Origin of the sequence: Leptospira kanakyensis, assembly GCF_004769235.1 — a bacterium.
GTDB lineage: Bacteria > Spirochaetota > Leptospiria > Leptospirales > Leptospiraceae > Leptospira_A > Leptospira_A kanakyensis.
In genome coordinates this window covers 105,152-127,457 of the sequence record NZ_RQFG01000001.1, presented here as the reverse complement: position 1 = coordinate 127,457, position 22,306 = coordinate 105,152, and the positions used below count along the sequence as shown (strand labels likewise).

The window sequence follows — 22,306 nt, the reverse complement described above, 5'->3', positions numbered from 1 at the left end:
GACCAAAGCCCTGGATAGCCCGGCCCCCATTTTTGATCAAATGGTACGTAGTATGGTGTTCATTTTTGGAAGAGGGGCGAATCTTTGGGGACTCGCCCACATGCGGCAGTCCTTAGTCACGAAGGTTGGCATCGCCAAACTCTCTCGAGGTTATAAATGTAGAATTTTTGGACATTTTGTTACTTTCTCTTTGTCCAGTAATACCGTATAACACCGATAAATGCAAAGAAAAAACAGACAAAAATGCCTGTAGTAGAAAAAATCCCTACGATATCTTTTACACTGAAAACCTCAATGGGATGAGGGCCCAGTTTTGAAAGTAACGGATTTAGTATTCCCACCCAGAGTACAAACACGAACATCAATGCAGCGCCTCGGCCTGCCCAAAGTCGTATGATGGCAGGGTCACCTGGTTTGATTTTATCTCGACTGACGACATAGTCGATTAACAAACCTAACGTCAATCCCAGGAATAGCCCTTTGATTAAACCCAAGATTCCAGTGGTGGTGAGTATGGAAATAAACGACAATAGGATGAGAAACAGGAAGACAAGGACGATTGTTAGTAGGAATGGCCCACCCACTCGCGCCGCAGGCAATGAGCCCGATCCAAGTTCTATCGAAGAGAAGGCACTGGCAAATCCCCCGAGTCCTGCAATGACTTCTGCAGCCAAAGAAAAGAGAATGCTTAGAATCAATATAAAGATCCATAGTTTACGGCGCATTCGCTGATTTCATGGCCCGGATGGTTTCTCGCAAGCACTTTGTAAATTCTAAACTTACGATTCCTAAGGTTTGATTTTTCATATAGTTCGCACGTCAATAGAATCCTATCGAAATGATTTTTTAAAATTGATCTCTAAAATGTTTAATCGAATTGCAAAATGAATAGGATGTGTTAAGATCCTCCCAAATAAGTTTGGAACGAGCTAAAATGATGAAAAAAATTATTAACCTATTATTTCTGGTCTTTCTTTTTGCGAATTTATCTCTTCGGAGTGAAACGATTCAACTCAAGTCCGGAGAAAAATGGGAAGGTACCATCTTAGCCCAAGACAAAGATTCTGTAACGATGAAACTCACAGATGGAAGTACAAAAGTGTTTCCTAAGTCGGTGGTTCGAAAAGTTTCTTTTGGAAAAAAATCTGAATCCTCTTCTCTTAAAATAGAACCTCAAATTTCGGAGAAGGAAAAGAAACTCAAAGAAGAAAAAGAACTCGCAGAAAAACAAAAACAGGAAGAAGAGAATCGGAGAGCCAAGGAAACAAAACAGAAAAACCGAGAGGAACAACTTTCCAATGCGAAACGACATTATCTGGAAGGTTCCTTTGGAGTTGGAAGTGGCGAGAGCCAATCAGAGCTCCGTCCTTTCTTTCAAACCATTCAGGTTGCAGGACTTCTTTTTAGCAGTGGCGGTCAAGCCGAACTTCAATCCACACCTTACAAAAGTAAAAATCAAAGTGTAACTGGTCGTTTGTTTTACGCATGGGACAGATTTACCATTGAGATTCGCGGAACAGAAGCAAAAGGAAATTTAGATGTTGGTGGCTTTCAGACACTTGCTTTTGGGAGTGGGGGTGGCTCTTCCTCATCCACTTCTGAAAAAACGACAAATGTTCTTTTTGGAAATGGCGAAACAAAATTTCAAAAACTTTCTTCGAGGGTTGGTTTTTCTCCTTATCCACATCCAGTTTTAGACCTTCAAATTTTAGGAGGCCTGGAAAGAATTTGGACAAAGAGCAGTCATGAAGTTGGTAGTGTTGGAGGGATTACCTCCACGGGGATCGATCCTAACCGAGTGAGTTTTCGTGATACAAGTCATTCGTTAAAAGGTTATAGTATTGGAATTGGATTCGAATGGAAATTTTTAGAAAGATTTACTCTACAAGGTCAGGTTTTGCATTTAGATATGCAAGGTCCATCCTCATTTCGAAGTAACGAATTTCGATTTAATACCTTTCCTGTTAGATACAATCAAAATGGCCTGGACTACCAATGGAAATCTACTGGAACCGAAGTGAATGTAAAATTCACAACGAAGGTCAAAGGTGATTTAAGTTTATTCGTAGAAGCGAGTAACATGACTCTGAATAACAAATTGCAGTCAGGTTATATAACGGATAACGATGGTAGTGGAAATTCGGATCCTTCACAACTTTTACTAAGAGTGTATGGGCCTCAAAAATTAATTCCGATGTTTTATGATTCGAAGACGATATTGTCTTACGTTCAAGTTGGTGCAAACTATCGTTTTGATTTTTAATTCAGAGAAAAAAGAAAGATCTTCCTTTCCTCTTAAGAAAGGGAGGATTTTTCCTTTTGGGATTTCCATTTCTCTGCGGATCTTAAAATTTCTTCAGCAAGCATCGTAAGTCCTGGTCCTGATTTTTTGCGATAACAGAGATAAAATTTTCTTTCTGCATTCCAGTCTTCAAATTTAATTTTTTCCAGTTTTGGACTGATGGAATATTCGGATAAAAAACCGATCCCAAGTCCCGCTTCCAATGATTTGATCACGGATTCTACACTTCTCAGTTCCATGGCGATGTTCGAACCAAATTCTTTTGAAAAAGATTTGATCTTCTTCTCTACTGCTTTTCTCAGAGCTGAACCTGGATGGAAGAATACAAAGGATTGTTTTTTTAAATCTTCCATTCTGATTTTCTTTTTTAGAAAGATGGGATGATCCTTTGCTGCTACAGGAAAGATTCTATCGGATAAAAATTCTAGAACATTCAGACTAGGTTCTGCAACAGGACCGGTCAAAATCCCAAGGTCTACTTCTCCTTTTAAAACTGCGTCCTTAGTTTCGGATGCATCTCCTTCCCTTACGGATAGAGAAAGTCCTGGTTTTGTTTTTAGGATATCTTTTAAGATTTGAGGTAAGATCCAAGCAGAAACTGTTCCTCCCGCGGAAATGGAAAAGTTACCTTTTAGTTCATTTTCTTTGGAAAAGCCGTTTTGTATTTCTTCCCATAACTCTTTCATACGAACTGAATACTGATAGAATCTTTCTCCTTCATGAGTTAGGCGAACTGACCTTCCTCCTCTTTCCAAGACTGTGACTCCTAATTCTTTTTCTAAAAGGAAAATCTGTCTAGAGAGTGCGGGTTGTGTTAATCCCAGCCGCGACGCAGCCTTTTGGAATGTGCCCGATTCTGAGATTTCCAGAAAATAAATGATCTGTCTGAATTCCATATAGACTTATAACTTTTAGTTATATATTTTATAAAACCAATTTATTTGCATTATATCAGTAAATTTGATATCTTATTTACCAAGAGGAAAATATGGGACAAACTCTTTACGATAAAATTTGGGAAAGTCATAAGATTTTAGAGAATTCAGATTCTGAATCTATTTTATATGTGGATCGGCATATCTTACATGAGGTGACATCTGCCCAAGCATTTGAAGGATTAAGAACTAAAAACAGAGATGTAAGAAGAAAGGATCTGACATTCGGAGTTGTGGATCATAATGTTTCCACAAGAGATCGTAAAAACAGAGATGCCGCGGGGCCAGTCTCCAGGTTGCAGATTGATACAATGGAGAAAAACTGCAACGATTTCGGAATTCATTTGTTTGGTCCGGAAGATCCCGAACAAGGAATCGTCCATGTTTTAGGTCCTGAGTTAGGATTTACGATCCCTGGATCAGTAATCGTATGCGGGGATTCTCATACAGCCACTCATGGGGCCTTTGGCGCATTGGCTTTTGGAATAGGGACTAGTGAAGTAGAACATGTGCTTGCAACACAAACCTTGAAACAGGCAAAAACAAAATCGATGTTAGTTCAATTTGTTGGGAAACCTGGATTTGGTATCACTGCAAAAGATATCGTTCTTGCACTCATAACAAAAATGGGAACTTCCGGTGGGAGGGGTTACACTTTAGAATATTCGGGTGAATGGATTCGTTCTCTTTCTATGGAAGGGCGAATGACACTTTGTAATATGAGTATCGAAGCTGGCGCAAGGGCAAGTCTCATCGCACCAGACCAAATTACATTTGATTATTTGAAAGATAAAAAGTTAATCCCAAAAGGAGAAAGTTTTGAAGAGGCAGTAAAATATTGGAAAACATTCTTCACTGATAGAGATGCCGTTTTTGACGCGATGATCGAATTGGATATTTCTAAAATAGAACCTCAGGTGACTTGGGGAACCAATCCATCCCAGACTTTATCCATCACAGGAGTGATACCAAATTCTGATGATTTCCAAGAGAAACGAGAAAGAGAAACTGCAAAAAATGCATTGGAATATATGGATTTAAAACCTGGAACTCCCATTTCTGAGATTAACATCGATAAGGTGTTTATCGGCTCTTGTACCAATTCAAGGATAGAGGACTTACGATCTGCTGCAGAGGTGGCTCGAGGCAAAAAGGTTCATCCAAGAGTGCAAGCATTGGTGGTGCCAGGTTCCGGTAGAGTGAAACGGCAGGCGGAATCGGAAGGTTTGGATCAAATATTTTTAGAAGCTGGATTCGAATGGCGAGAGCCAGGTTGTTCCCTTTGCCTTGCGATGAACGATGATGTATTAAAACCGGGTGAAAGATGTGCATCTACTTCTAACCGGAACTTCGAAGGAAGACAAGGTAGAGGAGGAAGAACTCATTTAGTCAGTCCTTCTATGGCAGCAGCTGCTGCAGTGACTGGAAAATTTACAGATGTGAGGAAATTGGTATGAGCGTAGAAAATTGGACAATCCATACGGGAGTTGCCGTATCAATCCCGAGAGAGGATATTGATACAGACCAAATACTTCCAAAACAATTTATGAAACTAATCGATAAAAAGGGTTTTGGAAAACATTTATTTTATGATTGGAGGTATTTAGACTTAGAAGGAAAGATTCCAAATCCAGATTTCATTTTGAACCAGGAAGGATTTACAAATGCAAGTGTGCTTATCGCTGGGAAAAATTTTGGCTGTGGTTCGAGCAGAGAACATGCACCTTGGGCTCTTTCTGATTTCGGATTCAGAGCGATTTTGGCACCTTCCTTCGCCGATATATTCTCCATTAATTCTGCGAAGAATGGAATTGCTCTTGTTCGTTTGAAAGAAGAAGAAATTCATTTTCTTGGTGAGTGGGTTTCTAAAAATTCTGGATCTCAAATTCGAATCAATTTAGAAACATCGGAAGTGCAAGCGGGAGAACAAACATTTCACTTCCATTTGGATTCAGCTTCTGTCAATCGCATCCGGAACGGTTGGGATGATATTGATATCACTCTAAAACATTCAAAAGAGATTTTTGAATTTGAACAGATAAGAAAAAATGAAAAATCATTTTTGGAAGTGTATTGGTAATACTTTTTCTTTAAATAGAAAACCAATGAAACGCTTGAGTCACTTGAGTATATAGGCGTTGTTCGCTTACGCCCGGCATCTGCCAGCGGGGTCGTGGGGGAATGGTAGAATGTGACATAATGTGGGGGTGAGTCCAAAATCCCCCGCCCGAGTTAGGGTGGAGGGGAGTGGCTCGTGGGCTGTGCGAATTTCCCCTATACCCTAACCGCTCGAATCCCACAACCCACTTCGCAATTTCCTAGATTTTATTCAAAATCATTTCGCTTTTTCACAGTAATCGCATTTTAAAGATCATCCTAGTTTCTTGTGATCCTATGACTTAATTCTTATCTTCATTCCGGATCTTGCGGGGCAAAAGTCTTAAAAAATGAATCTTCCGATTCTGTTCGGAACTTCCAAGTTTTCTGGAAGACTATTTTCCCTGATTGATTTTTTACTTTTGTTTTTACCGTATATTCTGTATTAGGTGAGAATGGTTCGTTTGCAACAAAAGCGACAAACTTCATACTTTTTAAAAAATCTTTCGTATCGGGAGGTGGGTTGGTTAAACTTAAGGTGCTAATAGGGACAGATTTTCCTTTTGAATCCAAGAGAACTGCCTCTTCCCAAAACAATTCTGTTTCTGGGTTATCATCAAAAAACAGCTGTACGGTGATTGCTGTTGAATAAGAAAGATACTGTAACTGTGGAAATGGATTTGGTAATTCAGGATGCATTCGAAGGCGAATTTGATCTTCGTTTGAGACTGGATAATGGACAAAGGCCGGTTTTTTACCAGAAAGACAATATTCAGCAAAAAAAACTAAAATATATTTTCCGTTTTCATAAGAAACTCTCTTCATACCAATTCGTTGAATTGCTGGGTGTAGAACCATTGATCTGTGAAAGGGAGTATCGAGTAGTCCTCTAAACAAAAATTCTGGTGATTCCCTATGATCTTTTTTCATCAAAGGTAAGACTGTGTTTCCGACATAACAACCGGTGTCAGGTTTGAATCCGACTGCTAGAGCTTGGTCTTGAGGAGTTTTTCCAATGAACCCGGGAAGACCTTCCCTTTCGTTATGAACCCAATCAATGGTTTCCATTTGGCTATCAATTTTAATATCTGTATTTTGATTGAGGGATAAATAGTCTCCGTGTTTTTCTGCTGCGAGATTTAATTTGGGATCAAGTTTCGGAGAGGGAAATTGGTTCGCCTGTAAAATTGTTTCTAAAATCTTTAGTCCTCTTTTTTGATACTCAGATTCTGAAATCGAAAACGTTTGCGAATAGGCAGGAAAATAAAAAACAAATACAACTGAGTGAAGAGTTAGGGCTGAAAAAAATTTCATAGTTTTTTTACCTGCGACAAAATTTTGAGAATAGGGACATTGAACTCAAAAGATAGGCGCTCATTTTATATCAAATGTTAAGGGTGTCAACTTTTTTCATAACCATTACTATTGAAAGAATTCAAACGCAAGGATCACAGAGTCATCGAATTGATACCGAGTTTTAACAAACGACGGAGGAATGTTTCAGATTGATAATTTTTGGTTTTCTTTTTATATAGACCATAACCTTTATTTAAAACGTTTAAGAGCTTCTTTTTCACTTTTGAACGATGTAACCATGATGTTAGTGACTTTATCTATTGTATTTGTTTCTAGTTTTATTGCTTTTGCCATCAGTGCTATTTGTGGTGGTGGTGCCGGCCTGATGCTAATTCCTATCCTGGGTAGTTTTCTTCCTATCACTCAAGTTCCTGCAGCGTTATCCATTGGATCCTTCACGAGTTCTTCTTCAAGGATCATTGTTTTTCGTCAAAATATCTATTGGCCTATTGTAAGGTGGTTCATTCCCGCGGCTCTGCCAGCAGTTTTTTTAGGTGCCTGGTTGTTAAAGTTTGTGAATCCATTGTATTTGGAAATTGTTTTGGGAATTTTCCTTGTGAGCAATCTTCCTTTGCTTTTTAAAAAGCAGGAGGAAGTTTCGGAAGTTAGAAAACTATCTCCATTGAAGATCACTTGTATAGGGTTTATGGCTGGTTTTTTATCAGGGTTTACGGGTGCCGTGGGATTGTTATTCAACAAATTTTATTTTCGTTATGGCCTTACCAAAGAAGAAATCATCGCAACCAGGGCGGCGAACGAAGTGATTCTACATTTAATCAAGATTGTGCTTTATACTTTGTTCGGATTGATTTCAATGAAAGTCATCTCTGTTGGATTTTCCATTGCAGTTTCTGCCTTGTTGTCTACTTGGTTTATGAAATGGGTGTTGCCTAGGTTGAGTGATCTGTTTTTCAAAAAAATAGGTTACTGCGCCATGTTTGTATCTGGTTTTTTTATGCTTGGTGATTCTGGTTCCCATCTTGTGGTACAAAATGGGGGAGAACTTCTCGCCAGTTCGAAAGAGAACGGTATCGAAACTAAATTGAAATGGCTCAATGGAGAGTATGCATTTGAATTAAGTTATGATGAAGGCTTTGAATTCGAACAAGTAATTCCGATTTCGGAATTAACAGAGGAAAACCAACAATTGATAAAAAGTCGTCATCCGGAAGCGGATCAAATTGTAGTTGAAGTGGTTTATGCCATCGGTTCTCAGTCCTATGAAGCATATTATTTTAAGGATCAAGTGTTGATTGAAAAATATGATTTTTGATATTTCTTAGCGAATATTCAACCACCGATTCAAGTGAAAATCTAGTTTTGAATTTTAAATGATGCAAAAGCAATGGATCCCAAAAAACAAGGGATCACTATGAATGCGTTAATACTTCCATGAAACACCACCATCAAAGGATATCCTAAAATATATTTGGGAAATCCAATATAAAATTCATTCAAAGTGGCGAGTAACAGGGTTAAACAAAGGAAAAAAAGACTAGATCTAGCCAAAATTCTCGAAATGGAATTTTGATTTTGGAATAATATATTTGAATGAATCAGTGAAAAAGGTAATAGAAACAAATATCCGATCACACCGAATTTCTTTAGATTAGGGTTTCCGTAGATTCCGAAAGCAATCATTAAAAATAAGATAACAATTGTTAATATAAGAAAATTTCCTGTTTTTTGTTCTTGGTTTTTTGCAAAAAGAAAAATAACTCCCGATAAAAATAACCAACCAATGTAACAACTATGAATGGCCGCATAATAACTCCAGGTTGTGTTGTAACCAAGTAAGCTGCATTCGTTAGTTCCACAAAAGAACCAAACTGAGGAAATGGAACTAAATCCTAAAGGGAAAAATTTGATCCAGGTATTAAACTGAAATAAAACATTTCGATGGATTTTATAGAACAAAATCATTCCAAATCCAGAAAAAAGAATCCATACAAAGGATAACTTCGGAATTCTAAAGTAGATTGCCAAAATCAAAAGAGTAATGGAAATTAAGTGAAAACGTGTATATACTTTTGATTGATTTAAGAAGAATCGATTGGTAAAAAATGGTGCAATTAGATATCCAAAACAAAGGATACCGAGTAATAAAAAATTTTCATACATAACGTAGAGTAAAAATGTCAGAGATACAATTTCATACACAAGAAATTTTTAGTTTCCATCAGTTTGAATTGCCATTTTATAAACTGCCATACTATTTATTTTTTTATCTAAAACGAAAGAAAGTAAAAGGCCTCATCCATGCGGAAACATTGCTTCCTATGCAATTAGGTGAATCGATTTTATCAAAAAATCGTTATTTTTTTTCGCGGGTTGTGTTGGTAGCTTTTTGGAAATCCGAAGAGGATTTGGATTTGTTTTTAAATTTATCTCCAAGGGATCCCATGCGCTTTGGGTGGCAGATTCGATTGCGATTGTATCGGCGATGGGGGAAAATCAAAGAATTAGATTCCGCAACTCTCTATCCAAAGAATGTGGACTTAGCAAAACCAGTGATCGCCATCACTCTGGCACGATTGAAAATTTCACAACTTTTTCGATTTACGAAATGGGGAAAACCTGTGGAGAAACAGGTAAGGGATCATCCTGGAAAAAAAATCGCATTTGCTGCCTTTCGTCCTTTTCGTAATTTTTTAACCTTCAGCATTTGGAATTCGGAAAAGGATATGATCGACATGGTTCATGGAATGGATTCTGAAAAAGATGGATTAGAACATAAAGAGGCAATGGTGGAAAGAAATCGAAAAGATTTCCATACCGAGTTTACAACCCTTCGCTTTGAAATTTTGAAAGAAATAAACATGAATGCTCGTAATTGATTCGAAAGTTCAATTCAGCTTTGTTCATAATCAAAACCAGCAATGTATTTTAAATTCAACAAAGCTCTTTCATATTCCACTAAGGCATCAATGTATTTAAGCCTTGTTTCATTGTAAGATCTTGTTGTATCTAAAAACTCAAGTAAGGTAGAACCACCACCTTTATAGGCTAACTCTACAATTTTTACAGCTTGTTGTGATTTTAATAAAGAAATCTGGCGCATCTGCTCTAAAGCTTCAAATCTGACTTTTAATTCTTCTTCGGTAATCGCCATTTCTTTTGCTAAGTTTAAATACAACTCTTCTCGGAAGAGTGCCGCTTGGTCTCTTGTTGATTGGCTTTTGGCTATCTCACCTTGGTTTCTTGAAAAAACTGGTAGTTCCATATTGACGGACATTCCGTACATATATTGGTTTTGTTGGACAAGCGAGTCGAAAAGAATATTAACATTAGGAACTGCGTTTGCTTTCTGTAATTTGAAATTGGCCAAGGCCACATCTTCCGCATTGACCAAAGCCAAATAATCAGGCCTTCCTAATGTTGCTAATTTTAATAATTTTTCAGAATCGATTAACGGGAATAATTTAAGTGAGTCCAAATTCCCCGAAAGGACAATGTCAATATCTGCTGGATTTAATCCCAAAACAACAATGAGTTCATTTTTTAATTTTAGGTAATCAACTTGGGCAGATACTTTTGCCACTGCATACTGGTCTTGTGCCACTTCCGAACGTAATAATTCTAATTTGGATATATCTTCTTTTTTGAATCTAATTTTATTGATTTCAACGATATTGACCAGGTTTTTATAATTTTCTTCTGCTAACAAATATCGTTCTCTTGCGGCAAGTGTTGCGATGAATAAATTTCCTGTTCCTAATGATGTTTTTCTAAGTGATTCTAGAAAAATTAATTCTTCCATCTTTAGTTTTTTGTTCGCAACGTTGATCCTTTCTTCTCTTTTGTTTTCTGTTTCGTATACAAAACCTAGACTAACTCCGTATTGGTTTCTATTCGGATCAAATTGTTTTGAGTTTGGATTAAAAGGTAAAACATCGGCCACTATGTTTAAAAATGGATTCGGGCGAAGGCCCGCGGTGATTCGATCCGCTTTGCTAAACTCAATTTCGTATTTAGCAATTGCCACTTGTTTGTTGTTCTTCAAAGCAAATTGAATGGCTTGGTCAAAACTAAATTCTTTTTTAGTTTTTTCTTTTGATGAAACGGGCAAAACAACAGAAATGCAGACAAAGAAAAACCATACTAAAGTAAGATTAGATTTGTGTTTAGATCTTTTCATTACGTAGTTTTCTTTGTTCATTTAAGTAACAGAGTAGAGGGATTGTGAAATTACCAATGATCAGGGTAAATAACAATCCACCTACGATGACAGTTGCCATTGGTCTCTGGATATCAGAACCAATTTCATTTGTAAGCATTGCAGGAAGTAGTCCAATGATGGCTGTTGTTAAGGTTAAAAATCTGGGACGAAATTGAATTTCAGAAACATGCAAAAGTAGTTCCTTGAGAGTTTCCTTATCTTTGATTGGCCTATTTTCTTTTTCGTGGTTGAAGTTAGAAACAAATAGAACCCCTCCCATAATGGAAATACCAAAAAGAGAAATAAGTCCCACTCCTGAGGAAACGTTGAAATGCATCCCTCTAATAAATAAAAAGGACAATCCGCCGAGTGCTGCGACAGGAATACTCGACATTACGAGTAAACTATCGGAAATATTATGAAACATAAGGTAGAGTATAAAAAGAATAATGGCAAAAGTGAGTGGAACTGCTACCATTAAACGTTTACTTGCTCTTGTTAGGTTTTCAAATTGCCCTCCCCATTGGATTTCTACATCAGTTGGTAGTTTGATTTGATTCTCTACGATTTTTTTTGCTTCGTTTACAAATCCGCCTTGGTCTCTTCCTTCAATATTGATCCAAACAGAAACCATTCTTGTTCCGTTTTTCCTCGCAATTTTGGCAGGCATCTCTTTTAGTTCTAACTTTGCAACAGATGACAATGGGTATTTGCTTTCGTATTTACTTTTGATATTTATGTTTCCAATGGAGTTAACAGAAGTTCGATACTCTTCTGGGTATCTTACTGTAATATTGTATATATGATTGTCTAAATATAATTTACTGATTTCTTTACCACCAATAGCAATTTCAGTTATATCCTGAATGTCAGAAAAATTAATCCCAGCTCTGGCAGCGGCCTCTCTATCGATGGAGATCACAAGTTCTGTATTTGGTCCTTCTTGTTCGATTCCAATCGCAGATACACCGTGTACTTTTTCCAAAGCGGATTCTATTTCAGTAGCCTTTTGCCAGAGGACAGAAACATCTCGGCCTGACAATTGAATGGATAAATCGGCAGCAGATCCCGTTACTGCTTCGGCCACATTGTCAAGGATTGGTTGTGAAAAACTAAATTTGGCTCCTGGAACCGCTCGTTCGAATTTTCCTTTTAAAAGTTCAAGTAACTCCGATTTGGAATGTACAGTTTTCCATTTTGAATAATCTTCTAGAGTAATGAGTCCCTCAATTCGATTGGGGCCAAACGGATCTGTACCATCATCGTTTCTACCCGATTGAGTGATGATTACTTTTGCTTCCGGAAATTCTCCTACAACTTCTCTTAATAAATTGGCAACGTTGGCCGTTCTGTCTAAATGAATTCCTGTGGGAAGTTTACATCGAAAGTTGATGGCTCCTTCATCCAACTCAGGTAAAAATTCTGTTCCCAGACCCCAAAATATAAAACATAATAGTACTATGACTACGATATAGATTCTAGAAATTATTTTCTGAGAGTGTTCTAAAAAGGAATGAAGAAAATCTATAAAATAGGATCTAGCATGTGTTAGAATAAAAAATTCTTTTGTTTGGCGGCGGTGTTCTTCTTGGAAAAAACGAGAAAAAATAACCGGTAAAACAGTTAATGAAAAAAGTAAGGCTCCAATTAAGGTAAAGGCCAATCCAAATGCCATTGGTTTGAATAGTTTACCCTCCACACGTTCGAATAAAAAGATGGGAAGATAAGCACAAAGAATAACGGCAATAGAAAAAAAGACTTCTTTTTCCGTATGGCCAGAGGAACGAAGGATGAGCTCATTGAGAGAAGATTTTTTTTTGGTTAATGAAGAAATCGTTATGGTGGCTATGATCCCTTCGATGATGACAATCGAACTATCAACGATAATACCAAAGTCAATGGCACCTAATGAAAGTAAGTTTGCCGGGATTTCTATCAAATGCATTAGGCAAAAAGAAAATAATAAAGAAAATGGAATCGTAAGGGCAACTGCCAGTGCCACCCTATAATTTCCTAAAAGAAAAATAAGGACAATCATTACGATTGTGATTCCTTCCGTCATGGTGCGAACCACAGTTTTTAGTGTATTTGATACAAGCTCTTCTCGATCATATAAAATCCTAATTCTGATTCCTTTGTTCTTTAAAAAACCTTCCAAACTTTTTATTTTTTCTTTTACGAGTTTGAGAACCTCCGATGGGTTTTCTCCCTTTCGCATCATGATGATGCCTTGCACACCAGAATTAACTTCTTTCCCCGATTTCAAACGATAACCAAGGATTCCTTTCGGTGGATGGGGAATGACTCTTACTTTTCCAATGTCTTTTACATAGATTGGAACATCTTTTTTTTCCGTAACAATGATGTTTTCGATGTCTTTTTCGTTTTCAATGGCACCTAAGGCTCTTACGGGAATGGCCTGGTTTCCATGTTTGAAAATATTACCACCTGTATTGGCATTGTTTTCTTCGATCGCAAATACCAAGTCTCTTAGAAAAACATTGTATTTGTCTTGGTTGATTGGATTGATTTCAATTTGGTATTCTTTGATATCACCACCAAAGGTAATGACGTCGGCAACACCTTGGATTTGTTGGATGCGGGGAGCAAGTTCCCAATCTTGAATACTCCTAAGTTCCATCGTTGGCATTCCATCACCTTCAACAGCATACCGAAGGATTTCTCCCACAGGAGAAGTTAAGGGGCCTAATTCGGGAACTTCGGTACCTTCTGGTAATTGAATGGATTTTAATCTTTCGTTTACTTGGTTCCTTGCAAAATACTCATCGGTATGATCTTTAAACGTCAAACGAATCACGGAAAGACCAAAAATACTTTGAGAGCGAGTCGTTGTAAGCCCTGGAATACCGGTTAACGCACGTTCCAAGGGAATGGAAACTAACTTTTCAACTTCAGAAGAGGCGCGACCATCAAATTTAGTAATGACTATGACTTCTGTATCGGAAACATCCGGATACGCATCTATCTTGAGATGGGTGACGGAATAAATTCCAAAAACACAAATCATTATAAATCCAAATAATACGATTGGTGAATTCTTAAGTGAAAAATTAATGAAACCCATTAGTAACCGAAACTAAGTCCTTTTAATAATGTTGATCCATGGGAAACCACTCGGTCATTCATTTTAAGTCCAGATAAAATTTGGGTGTATTCTTCTGTTTCGATTCCCGTTTCCACTTGGATCCTTTGGAAACTAGAGGAGTCAATTTGTTTGAAAATATAACTGGTATCACCAATTAAAATAATTGCTTCATTAGGAACAGAAAGTGCTTCAATATTTTCTAACTCAACCTGGCCCGTTCCAAACATTCCTGGTTTGAATTGGTTGTCCGTATTTTTTGTGATGATGATGACTTTGACGGTTCGGCTGACAGGATCAATCACATCGGAAATGGAATCAATCCGAGTTTCGAATCTATCTCCAGGGAATGCAGAAAATTTAATATATAGTCTGGATTGTAGTTTGACTCGGTTTAATTTTGTCTCAGGAATATCTCCTACAATCAAAATATTTCCTGGTTTCAGTTTGGATAATTTTTCAATTGGTATTCCTTGCATTCGTAATCGATTTAGATTTTCTTCCATCGATGCCGCCATTTGTTGCAATTGGACTTGGGCATCATTTAGTTCTTTACCGGCTGCTGCTTGGTTCTCTACCAGATACTTCAAACGCGAATAGGATTTTTTAGCCCCATAGAGAGCCGCTTTACTTTTGAGGTAATCAGAGTAGATGATTGATTGTTCTTCCGTTTCAAAATGATAGGAAAAGTTTGCTTCCTTTGAAGAAACACAAACAACGGAAATTCGAACTGGAACGGAAAGGCCGGCACCTAAGTTGCGATATTCGGCATTTGCAAGTGAAATTGTGGAAGGTAATTCCCCTTCCGATTTTTTGATGATCTCCCCATCTTGAATGGCATGGAAACTGGCGATCCGCGGTCGATTTTCTTCAGGTTTTGAATTACAGGAAAAGAAAAAAAAGAACAGAAGAAAAAATGCGAGATATTTGAGCATATCGAATCCTTTTTTCAACCTAGTGGATGGGAGGGTGAATGCAACCGGAAAAAGGTTCTGCCCTTTCTAAAAAGTTGGATTCCCTTTATATGATCCTATGAGATCAGTCTAAAGAAAGTTACACTTAGAGGTAGGAACGTTTTGAAGAAATTTACATTTATTTTATTATTATTTTTTGTCGTCACACAATTCCATTGCCGAGCCTTCGGCAAAGATCCGGATGGGGATCATTATGAAAAAATCAAAACATCTACGCATTTTGATAAGGATAGGGATCAGTTTGTCAATCGCCGGCCTGATGTGATTGAGAAAATGCGGGAAAATCAAAACTTTGTTTCGCTTCTTTTTAAGTTTCTGTTTGGAGGGGATCAACACCAAAGGCCCGATGTGCAGTTGCCAGAAGAAAAACCAGATTTTGCAGAGTTTTTGAAACCAGATGAAAGTATTAAATTCATTTGGTTTGGACATTCCACGTTCCTTGTGAACATTGAAGGTAAAATTTTATTTTTTGATCCGGTGTTTTCTGGATCCGCAGCCCCTTTTAGTTTTATGGTGAAACGATTTCAGGATGCCGTCGTGAAGTTGGAAGAATTACCAACAATTGATTATATCATCATTTCTCACGATCATTACGACCATCTTGATATGCAAACCATTGAATTTTTTAAAACAAAAAATACAAAGTTCATCACCCCACTAGGTGTCACTTCTCATATAAAAGCATGGGGTGTTCCGGAAGATCGTCTAACGGAACTTGATTGGTGGCAAACTTTGGATTTAGGAAAAATCAAAATCGTTTGTACACCTGCACAACATTTTTCGGGAAGGAGTGGGACAAATGGAAATAAAACCCTTTGGTCTTCTTGGACAGTGATGGGAGAAAAAGAAAAATTTTATTTCAGCGGTGACTCAGGTTATGATGTACACTTCAAAGACATTGGTGATAAATTTGGCCCCTTTGATCTGACCTTTATTGAAAACGGTCAATACAATCCGATGTGGGAGGCGGTGCATGTTTTACCTGAACAAACGGCAAAAGCACATTTGGATTTAAAAGGCAAAAGACTGGTTCCTGTTCACTGGGGGATGTTCGATTTGTCCTTACACAGTTGGTACGAACCTGCCGAATCTCTAGAGAAACAAGCAGAGATTTATAAGATTGATCTTCTCACACCCAAGTTTGGGCAAATTGTCAAAATTCGTGAACCCAACCTAATGGAACGTTGGTGGAAAAAATTCATCCAATCGGAATGATTCTAATCCAAATCATGTAAGAAAACACCGGTTCGTTTATTTGAGGCAATGGTTAAGGAGGTGGGAGCCCCGCCTTTTTAGCCATCTGTAGCAAAATTTTAGACAAAACAGACAAACATTTGTAGTAAAAAATGAATCTTCCCCATTTTTCCTAATTTATGTTAAATGGAAATTTGCGATTTGACACTGCATTAGAATATTCAAATAATGAACGTTAAATTTCATATTGGTGTTCTTAAATGAGAAAATTTTCCTTATCTGTTCTTTTATCAGTTTTGTTTATTTTTTCCGCAATTGGCTGTGAACCGAAGTCAGACAATAATGATTCGCTTTCTTTGCTTTTGCTCGGGGCAGCGGCAAATAACTCTGGAGAAAACTTAGCTTGTCAAAATAAAACACTGAATTGGATCATCCGAACCACTCCGGAAGCAAACCCATGGATATCCGTAACTTACGGGAGCAACCGTTTTGTGGCAATAGCTAATTCTGGAACCAATCAAGCGATGAGTTCTCCAGACGGGATCACTTGGACGGCAAGTAATGTCTCGGTTCCTGGATCTCTTGCTTCTATTACCTATGGAAACGGTCTTTTTGTGACTGTTTCTCCTTCATCAACCGATCAGGTAATGAACTCTCCCGATGGTATCACCTGGACGACTAGATCTGCTTCTGTATATCGTACTTGGTTTAGCATTACATTTGGTAATGGAATGTTTGTTGCAGGTTCGGGTTCTTCTGCGGATCCAATAATGTCTTCTCCTAATGGAATCACTTGGACGACACGTCCTGTACCAACTGCTTCAACTTTCCCAACAGTCTCTTATGGCAATGGAACTTTTGTGGCATTGTCAACGACTACGGGGAAAGTGATGACCTCTCTGGATGGAATTACTTGGACTGCCCGTGCGGATGTTGAAAATATTTCTTGGAACTCAGTTGTATATGGCAACGGCCAATTTGTGGCAGTTGCCTCAACAGCAGGAACTAATCGGGTGATGACCTCTCCTGATGGAATCACTTGGACGAGACGAACTCCTGCTGAAGGTAATAATTGGTATTCCGTTACTTATGGGAATGGACTGTTCGTGGCTGTGTCTCTAAATGGAACCAATCGGATTATGACATCAGAAGATGGAATTACTTGGAAAGGGCAAGTTGCCCCAGCGGAAAAAACATGGAGAGCCGTTACTTTCGGAAACAATCGTTTTGTGGCGTTATCTTCTGAAACTACTGGATCTTCCGCGGTAATGACTGCTGATTGTAATTGATTCCCTCTACATAAAATAAAACTTTAAGTTTTAAAACCAAGACCTATCATTTTCGACCCCTCTCTCTTGTAGAGGTGGTCAAGATGACAAAAAAAATAATTCTCTTTCTATCTTATAAGATTGGTTTGTTCGTTACATCTTTTCTTATTTTGCATAGTTGTTCGGCCAAAGATCCAAACTCAGATGGATCGTGGATGGTGAGTTTACTTGGTCTGATTTCGCCGGCCGTTGAAAGCCAGACAACAGTGGAGGAACCTGGATTAAAGCCAGCGAGTTTATATTCCGTTGATTCGGTTTCCCCAAGTGTGGTAATGGAAAATTCTAGTTTTACCATTGAAGGTAAAAATTTAGAAAACGTCACAGCAAAACAAATGTTTGGTGAATGGATTTTCAAATTATTAAAATTTACAGAAGTGACAAATACTAAAATTACAGTGTATGTGACTTTTTGTTCCGACAAACCGTTTCAGATTGTTCCATCGGGGAGCCAATCAGGAAACCAACAAATATCCATTCCCTGTCTCGGTACCTTTCGTTATATGCCTAGGTCCTTGTCATTTCTGTTAGGAATGTCCATCACACCAGTGGCTCCCAATTTTTCAGAAAATTCATTGAAGGTTTTAAAATCCTTGGGAGAAGTTGAATTTGTTTCCGAATCAAATTTTCCTGAAGGAATTTACTTGGATAAAAATTCTGGAGAAATCAAAGGAATTCCTACGGAAACAACAGGAAATGAATATCGATTTTATCCGATTCGTGCGGAGTTAAAATCTAATCCAACATTAAAGCTCCAATCTCAGGTAAAGATGATTGTTCTGACAGAAGAAGAAAAATTAAACAGAACCTGCCGTGCCTTTGTCGAAACGTCAACTTGCAGAGGCCCTTCCCCCTATAGGTGTTCGAATTCAAATATTTGTTATACGAACCAATTTGCTTGTGAGATGGATTTAGAATGTGGGTTTACAGAATGAATCCATGCGCCAGCGATTGGAGCGAAAATCCTTTTGCTTAAGCAAAAGATTGTAGCGGAAAGCGCGGTCGTTTCGAGGCGCCCAAAATTTTCATAAAATGGAACCAGACAAATGATTTGGTAACCTACTACAAAAAACGATCAGTAGGTTACCAATGTTGAATAAGTTAATTTGGATTTTTGTTCTTTCCATCTTTATGTGGAGTTGTGCAAAAGAGAAAGAAGAGGATCTCATTTCTGGGTTGAAACTCACCGGGGATAAAATGGCGGATGCCTTAGTTCTTGCCGCCCTAACGGCACCTACATGTCAGTTCCTGACAAATGAGAATGCGAATACTCCCTTTGAACTTGGTGAAGGTTCCATTTCTATTTGTAGTGTGGTTGCGGCCAGTGGTTCTTTTTCTGTTAAAACGAGTGGCTCTTACGAAGTTTCAGGGAATTCGGGAAGGCAAACCTTAACATCTAATAACTGTAATTCGAAGCAGTTTGATTTTATCGTGGCCTTCAAGGATGGGAATACGGAACTTTATTCTTCCTCAGGAGGCATGAACAAACAGATGACTTTAGAAACGGGAAAAATATATACCATTCAGTCTTCCGGGTTAGCGGATCCTAACAATTACAAGTGTTCAGGTTTGGCGGTTTCTTCACATATCAGTGCTTACCGATTGAATGTAAAAAAACTATAACTTATTTTTACCGATGGGAGCTGTATCTTTGTTTTGGATGAGGATCGGTTCCTTTTGTTTTAGGTAATTTCCGCAATTGCGGAAACCTCCCATCGCATATCTGTTAGATTTTGATTAAAATGAAAACATGAAACTTGTTTTGAGTGTCATGTTAGTTTTGTTACAATGTACGGCTGTGGATAAAAAGACCTATTTAAAAGGATTTTATGTAACCATAGACAAAAGGCCCCATGGCCAATTGGCATACGCTGAAAAATATGGATATAATTCGGAGTGTTTGGTTCTTATGGAAGGACCGGTGCCGAGTCGGATGGAACCTTGTGCGATTGGGGATAGAAGGTCAGCGAGAGATATGTATCAAGAAACGGAGGTCATGGTGACTGGAGATTTTTTTGAGACTGAATGGCCCATTGCAGGTTATAACTATGCCTTACATGTAAACAACGAATACTATCAAAGTTTTATATTATTTTCCAGTGCTTTTCATAGAAGGGGTCCTTCCCGATTTTCCCCTTTTTATTACCGAAAAGATTTTTATAGTTCGGATGTCAGGCAACACAACATCGGCTACCCTTACCGCCCATCGAATTATGGTTTTTATAGAGTAGGTCGTTAGGAGATTTCCGGTTGACGAGATAAGTAAAATTAGGAAAAATTTTAAGAATCTTTCCTGAAAACTTCTGGATTCTTTATGAAACAACCGTTCGCTTTCATTTTGTTTTTTGCCTCTATCATTTCTTTTTTCTTAAATCCATTGCCAGTTTTGGGTAAGGATTCTAATCGTTTACGGATTGGGTTCGGATCATGTTTGCATCAGGACAAAGAAAGCCCAGTTTTAAATCAGTGGAAAAAAGAATCTTTCGATCTCATCCTTCTGTTAGGTGATAATATCTATTTGGATCATTTGGTCGCCGAAGAAAAAATCCCTGCTTACAAGAAACAATTCTCTCGACCAGAATGGAAAGCCATCCGTTCTGAATCTAAAATTCTAGCCACTTGGGATGACCATGATTATGGAATCAATGACAGTGGTGCTGAGTTTGAAGATAAGGAAAAAAGTCGGGAAGTTTTTATCAAACATCTGGGTTCTCTGATGCCAAAGGGTAGGAAGTTTGGAACCAAAGAAGGAAAGGGGATTTTTCATTCTTACTTTTTAGAATTCAAAAAGAAAAAAATTCACGTTGTGATTCCTGACACTCGGTTTTTTCGATCACCTTTAAAACGAAAGTTTTGGTCTTATTTTACGGGAAAAAGCCAATACGGCCCAACATCTAACGAAGATGCGACTATGCTTGGAGAAGACCAATGGAAATGGTTAGAGGAGGAATTGAATTTACCTTCCGATTTACTAATTTTTGTTTCTAGTGTTCAAGTAATTCCCACCGAACAACCGTTTGAGAAATGGGGAAACTTCCCAAAAGAAAGGGAAAGGTTATTTCAAGTTTTGAATTCTGCCAAAACTTCTGATTTGGTGATTCTTTCTGGGGATCGCCACATCGCGGAAATATACGAATATCCATTTTCGGAAACTCGCAAATATGTTGAAATGACTTCGAGTTCTTTAAATTTACCTTTGCCTTTTTTACAATTAGAATATGATTCTGAATACAAACTTGGTTCTGCATTTCGAGAGGAAAACTACGGAACCTTGGAGATCCAAATGTTAGAAGGAAAATTGGTTTGGCGTTCTTTCATCAAAGATAAAAATGGAAATGTAGTCCTTTCTTATCCTAAAAATGATTCTAATTAATTTTTTATAAAAGGAAATTTCGGGAGTGTGTCTATTTTGAAACCCAAACAAAAAATCTTAGAAAGTTCCTTCGCTTTGTTTCGGGAAAAAGGTTTCCAAGCAACGGGCATTGCCGAGATCTTAGAAAAGGCTGGCGCCTATAAAAAAACTCTCTACGACCATTTTCCTTCAAAAGACGATATCGGTTTCGAATATCTAAATTATCTTTCCGAACAACAACGTGTTGTGATGTTGAAGGTACTTGCCAAGGCGAGTGATATGTCCGACTTCATTGAAAAGTGGGTCAACTTCATTGTTCGGAACCAAAGGAATACTTCTAGAAAGGATTGCCCCATTGCCTTATTTTCTGGTGAAATTTCTCATTTGAGCCAATTTGATTCGTACAGAAATAAAGCCGTCCATCATGTTCTGGAAACTGTAGAAACTTGTATTTTAAACTTTGCTCCTAGTTTACGTTCTGATCAAGTACGGGCTCTCAGTTATGAGTTGTATATGAGTTATCTGGGCGGACTCCGGTTGTATGCTTTAACCAAAGATCGTAAGGTCATTGAAAGAATGAAATCACAGATGATTGTATCCGCAGAACGTATCATTAAAAATTAATTTATGATACATTCTGTCCGTGGTTTCGGCTGCACTAACCCAGTTTAATCAAAACTAGGTTAGTTAAACTAAATTTCTTAGTCCGGAATTTCTGTTTTTTCCTTGGGGATTTCTTGGACAAAAAGCCAAAGGACTCCATCTTTCACTTTTCCTAAACCAATGTAGAGATAATAAAAAGGGTACCCAAGCGGTCCTGGTTTGTATTCTTTTTGGACAACAGGTTCCCATTTTTGACGAACTTGTACATGAACAGAAGATAGTTGGATTGCACTCGAAAGATATTTTAATCTTCCTTCAAATCTCTCGATGGATTCAGAAATTTTATTTAACTCGGCTTCTACTTTTAAAGTTTCTTCCAAAGTTTTTGCTGTTTTTAAAATTTCTAAAAGCCGAATTCGCATTTTAAGAGCATTTTCCATACGGATTTCTGTATCCGTATAATCTTCCGTTACATCTTGTGCGGAGACTTCTTCCGAATAATTCTGGGATTGGTTTCGTAAGGTAAATAAAAACTGTTTTAGTTTTTCTGCAGGGATTTTTAAGTTAACACTCCCGTTCGAACTGTATTGGAGCGCATAACCTCCGAACGACTCGGCAAGTTTGATTACTTCTGTAACCTTGGCTTCAATTTCTTTTGACTGCAAATTCACATTCACAGAATACACCATCATTCGTTTTAATGGTTTTGTTGTATTTTGTGAGATTTCTCCTGATGGGGCAGCCTTGGGTGCTGCAGCAACAGAAGGTGCATAACCCTCAGCTTCATCGTAAGAGAAATTTTTCTGACTTTCTCTTTTCATTCCTTTGGCAGAGGAACACTGGGTAAAACTAAAGGTTAGGCCGAGGAAAATTACGGATGTGATTAATTTTTTAGAAATTTCCATG

20 protein-coding genes are annotated in these 22,306 nt (G+C 37.9%); 12 read left to right on the top strand and 8 right to left on the bottom strand.

The annotated features are described in order from the left end of the window. Positions 1-179: 179 nt before the first annotated feature. Complete coding sequence (locus EHQ16_RS00570) at positions 180-725, bottom strand: hypothetical protein (RefSeq protein WP_135637578.1); 546 nt, start codon at positions 723-725, stop codon at positions 180-182. Between the two features lie 212 nt (positions 726-937). Here EHQ16_RS00570 and EHQ16_RS00565 point away from each other — a divergent pair, with 212 nt between their 5' ends. After that, entirely contained in the window at positions 938-2,263 is a 1,326-nt protein-coding gene (locus EHQ16_RS00565; protein WP_135637602.1) for an LA_0442/LA_0875 N-terminal domain-containing protein, read from the top strand. Between the two features lie 32 nt (positions 2,264-2,295). Here the strand turns inward: EHQ16_RS00565 and EHQ16_RS00560 are convergent, their stop codons facing one another. After that, positions 2,296-3,198, bottom strand: coding sequence for a LysR family transcriptional regulator (locus EHQ16_RS00560; protein WP_135637577.1), 903 nt, complete (start codon positions 3,196-3,198; stop codon positions 2,296-2,298). A gap of 92 nt (positions 3,199-3,290) precedes the next feature. Here EHQ16_RS00560 and leuC point away from each other — a divergent pair, with 92 nt between their 5' ends. Next, positions 3,291-4,694, top strand: a complete 1,404-nt coding sequence (gene leuC, locus EHQ16_RS00555; protein WP_135637576.1) for a 3-isopropylmalate dehydratase large subunit — start codon at positions 3,291-3,293, stop codon at positions 4,692-4,694. Beyond that, positions 4,691-5,317 carry a 3-isopropylmalate dehydratase small subunit gene (gene leuD, locus EHQ16_RS00550; protein ID WP_135637575.1) on the top strand — a complete coding sequence of 209 codons (627 nt, stop codon included), beginning with the start codon at positions 4,691-4,693 and terminating at the stop codon, positions 5,315-5,317. Before leuC ends, leuD begins: the two co-directional genes overlap by 4 nt. Before the next feature lie 332 nt (positions 5,318-5,649). On the opposite strand, the gene EHQ16_RS00545 is transcribed toward leuD, so the two are convergent. Next, positions 5,650-6,648 (bottom strand): spore germination YkwD domain-containing protein, encoded by a 999-nt coding sequence (locus EHQ16_RS00545; protein ID WP_135637574.1) that lies wholly within the window; start codon positions 6,646-6,648, stop codon positions 5,650-5,652. A gap of 181 nt (positions 6,649-6,829) precedes the next feature. Here EHQ16_RS00545 and EHQ16_RS00540 point away from each other — a divergent pair, with 181 nt between their 5' ends. Beyond that, a complete protein-coding gene (locus EHQ16_RS00540; protein ID WP_244241860.1) occupies positions 6,830-7,963 on the top strand; it encodes a sulfite exporter TauE/SafE family protein in 1,134 nt (377 codons plus the stop codon). A gap of 41 nt (positions 7,964-8,004) precedes the next feature. On the opposite strand, the gene EHQ16_RS00535 is transcribed toward EHQ16_RS00540, so the two are convergent. Further along, the gene (locus tag EHQ16_RS00535; protein WP_135637573.1) at positions 8,005-8,850 is read right to left on the bottom strand and encodes a YndJ family transporter; all 846 of its coding nucleotides are present in this window, start codon (positions 8,848-8,850) and stop codon (positions 8,005-8,007) included. Between EHQ16_RS00535 and EHQ16_RS00530 the strand changes: the two genes are divergently transcribed. Continuing rightward, a complete protein-coding gene (locus EHQ16_RS00530) occupies positions 8,826-9,527 on the top strand; it encodes a hypothetical protein (RefSeq protein ID WP_135637572.1) in 702 nt (233 codons plus the stop codon). The two genes, EHQ16_RS00535 and EHQ16_RS00530, sit on opposite strands and share 25 nt — an antisense overlap. Before the next feature lie 14 nt (positions 9,528-9,541). Here EHQ16_RS00530 and EHQ16_RS00525 read toward each other — a convergent pair whose 3' ends face one another. From EHQ16_RS00525 to EHQ16_RS00515, 3 genes are read right to left on the bottom strand one after another with little or no spacing between them, the layout of a single operon-like run. Beyond that, complete coding sequence (locus tag EHQ16_RS00525; protein WP_135637571.1) at positions 9,542-10,828, bottom strand: TolC family protein; 1,287 nt, start codon at positions 10,826-10,828, stop codon at positions 9,542-9,544. Continuing rightward, on the bottom strand, positions 10,815-13,934 hold the full coding sequence (locus EHQ16_RS00520; protein ID WP_135637570.1) for an efflux RND transporter permease subunit: 3,120 nt from the start codon (positions 13,932-13,934) through the stop codon (positions 10,815-10,817). Before EHQ16_RS00520 ends, EHQ16_RS00525 begins: the two co-directional genes overlap by 14 nt. Next, on the bottom strand, positions 13,934-14,887 hold the full coding sequence (locus EHQ16_RS00515) for an efflux RND transporter periplasmic adaptor subunit (RefSeq protein WP_135637569.1): 954 nt from the start codon (positions 14,885-14,887) through the stop codon (positions 13,934-13,936). The genes EHQ16_RS00520 and EHQ16_RS00515 overlap by 1 nt, the downstream gene beginning before the upstream one ends. A gap of 141 nt (positions 14,888-15,028) precedes the next feature. Between EHQ16_RS00515 and EHQ16_RS00510 the strand changes: the two genes are divergently transcribed. The 7 genes from EHQ16_RS00510 to EHQ16_RS00480 all read left to right on the top strand — a co-directional run bounded on the left by EHQ16_RS00510 (position 15,029) and on the right by EHQ16_RS00480 (position 21,421). After that, positions 15,029-16,141 (top strand): MBL fold metallo-hydrolase, encoded by a 1,113-nt coding sequence (locus EHQ16_RS00510; protein ID WP_135637568.1) that lies wholly within the window; start codon positions 15,029-15,031, stop codon positions 16,139-16,141. Positions 16,142-16,380: 239 nt separating this feature from the next. Continuing rightward, the gene (locus EHQ16_RS00505) at positions 16,381-17,409 is read left to right on the top strand and encodes a beta propeller repeat protein (protein WP_135637567.1); all 1,029 of its coding nucleotides are present in this window, start codon (positions 16,381-16,383) and stop codon (positions 17,407-17,409) included. 83 nt (positions 17,410-17,492) lie between these two features. After that, a complete protein-coding gene (locus EHQ16_RS00500) occupies positions 17,493-18,380 on the top strand; it encodes a hypothetical protein (RefSeq protein WP_135637566.1) in 888 nt (295 codons plus the stop codon). 154 nt (positions 18,381-18,534) lie between these two features. Further along, on the top strand, positions 18,535-19,068 hold the full coding sequence (locus EHQ16_RS00495) for a hypothetical protein (RefSeq protein ID WP_135637565.1): 534 nt from the start codon (positions 18,535-18,537) through the stop codon (positions 19,066-19,068). Between the two features lie 127 nt (positions 19,069-19,195). Continuing rightward, positions 19,196-19,684, top strand: coding sequence for a hypothetical protein (locus EHQ16_RS00490; RefSeq protein WP_135637564.1), 489 nt, complete (start codon positions 19,196-19,198; stop codon positions 19,682-19,684). Between the two features lie 75 nt (positions 19,685-19,759). Then, the gene (locus tag EHQ16_RS00485; RefSeq protein WP_135637563.1) at positions 19,760-20,818 is read left to right on the top strand and encodes an alkaline phosphatase D family protein; all 1,059 of its coding nucleotides are present in this window, start codon (positions 19,760-19,762) and stop codon (positions 20,816-20,818) included. A gap of 36 nt (positions 20,819-20,854) precedes the next feature. Next, positions 20,855-21,421, top strand: coding sequence for a TetR/AcrR family transcriptional regulator (locus EHQ16_RS00480; protein WP_135637598.1), 567 nt, complete (start codon positions 20,855-20,857; stop codon positions 21,419-21,421). Positions 21,422-21,498: 77 nt separating this feature from the next. Here EHQ16_RS00480 and EHQ16_RS00475 read toward each other — a convergent pair whose 3' ends face one another. Beyond that, positions 21,499-22,305 carry a DUF4349 domain-containing protein gene (locus tag EHQ16_RS00475; protein ID WP_135637562.1) on the bottom strand — a complete coding sequence of 269 codons (807 nt, stop codon included), beginning with the start codon at positions 22,303-22,305 and terminating at the stop codon, positions 21,499-21,501. Position 22,306: the final 1 nt, after the last annotated feature.

Coding starts and splice junctions, on each gene's coding strand:
- EHQ16_RS00490 (WP_135637564.1), top strand. CDS start 19,196: ATGAAACTTGTTTTGAGTGTCATGTTAGTTTTGTTACAATGTACGGCT.
- EHQ16_RS00540 (WP_244241860.1), top strand. CDS start 6,830: ATGTTTCAGATTGATAATTTTTGGTTTTCTTTTTATATAGACCATAAC.
- leuC (WP_135637576.1), top strand. CDS start 3,291: ATGGGACAAACTCTTTACGATAAAATTTGGGAAAGTCATAAGATTTTA.
- EHQ16_RS00495 (WP_135637565.1), top strand. CDS start 18,535: ATGTTGAATAAGTTAATTTGGATTTTTGTTCTTTCCATCTTTATGTGG.
- EHQ16_RS00565 (WP_135637602.1), top strand. CDS start 938: ATGAAAAAAATTATTAACCTATTATTTCTGGTCTTTCTTTTTGCGAAT.
- EHQ16_RS00505 (WP_135637567.1), top strand. CDS start 16,381: ATGAGAAAATTTTCCTTATCTGTTCTTTTATCAGTTTTGTTTATTTTT.
- EHQ16_RS00570 (WP_135637578.1), bottom strand. CDS start 725: ATGCGCCGTAAACTATGGATCTTTATATTGATTCTAAGCATTCTCTTT.
- EHQ16_RS00485 (WP_135637563.1), top strand. CDS start 19,760: ATGAAACAACCGTTCGCTTTCATTTTGTTTTTTGCCTCTATCATTTCT.
- leuD (WP_135637575.1), top strand. CDS start 4,691: ATGAGCGTAGAAAATTGGACAATCCATACGGGAGTTGCCGTATCAATC.
- EHQ16_RS00545 (WP_135637574.1), bottom strand. CDS start 6,648: ATGAAATTTTTTTCAGCCCTAACTCTTCACTCAGTTGTATTTGTTTTT.
- EHQ16_RS00515 (WP_135637569.1), bottom strand. CDS start 14,887: ATGCTCAAATATCTCGCATTTTTTCTTCTGTTCTTTTTTTTCTTTTCC.
- EHQ16_RS00520 (WP_135637570.1), bottom strand. CDS start 13,934: ATGGGTTTCATTAATTTTTCACTTAAGAATTCACCAATCGTATTATTT.
- EHQ16_RS00525 (WP_135637571.1), bottom strand. CDS start 10,828: ATGAAAAGATCTAAACACAAATCTAATCTTACTTTAGTATGGTTTTTC.
- EHQ16_RS00500 (WP_135637566.1), top strand. CDS start 17,493: ATGACAAAAAAAATAATTCTCTTTCTATCTTATAAGATTGGTTTGTTC.
- EHQ16_RS00560 (WP_135637577.1), bottom strand. CDS start 3,198: ATGGAATTCAGACAGATCATTTATTTTCTGGAAATCTCAGAATCGGGC.
- EHQ16_RS00475 (WP_135637562.1), bottom strand. CDS start 22,305: ATGGAAATTTCTAAAAAATTAATCACATCCGTAATTTTCCTCGGCCTA.
- EHQ16_RS00530 (WP_135637572.1), top strand. CDS start 8,826: ATGTCAGAGATACAATTTCATACACAAGAAATTTTTAGTTTCCATCAG.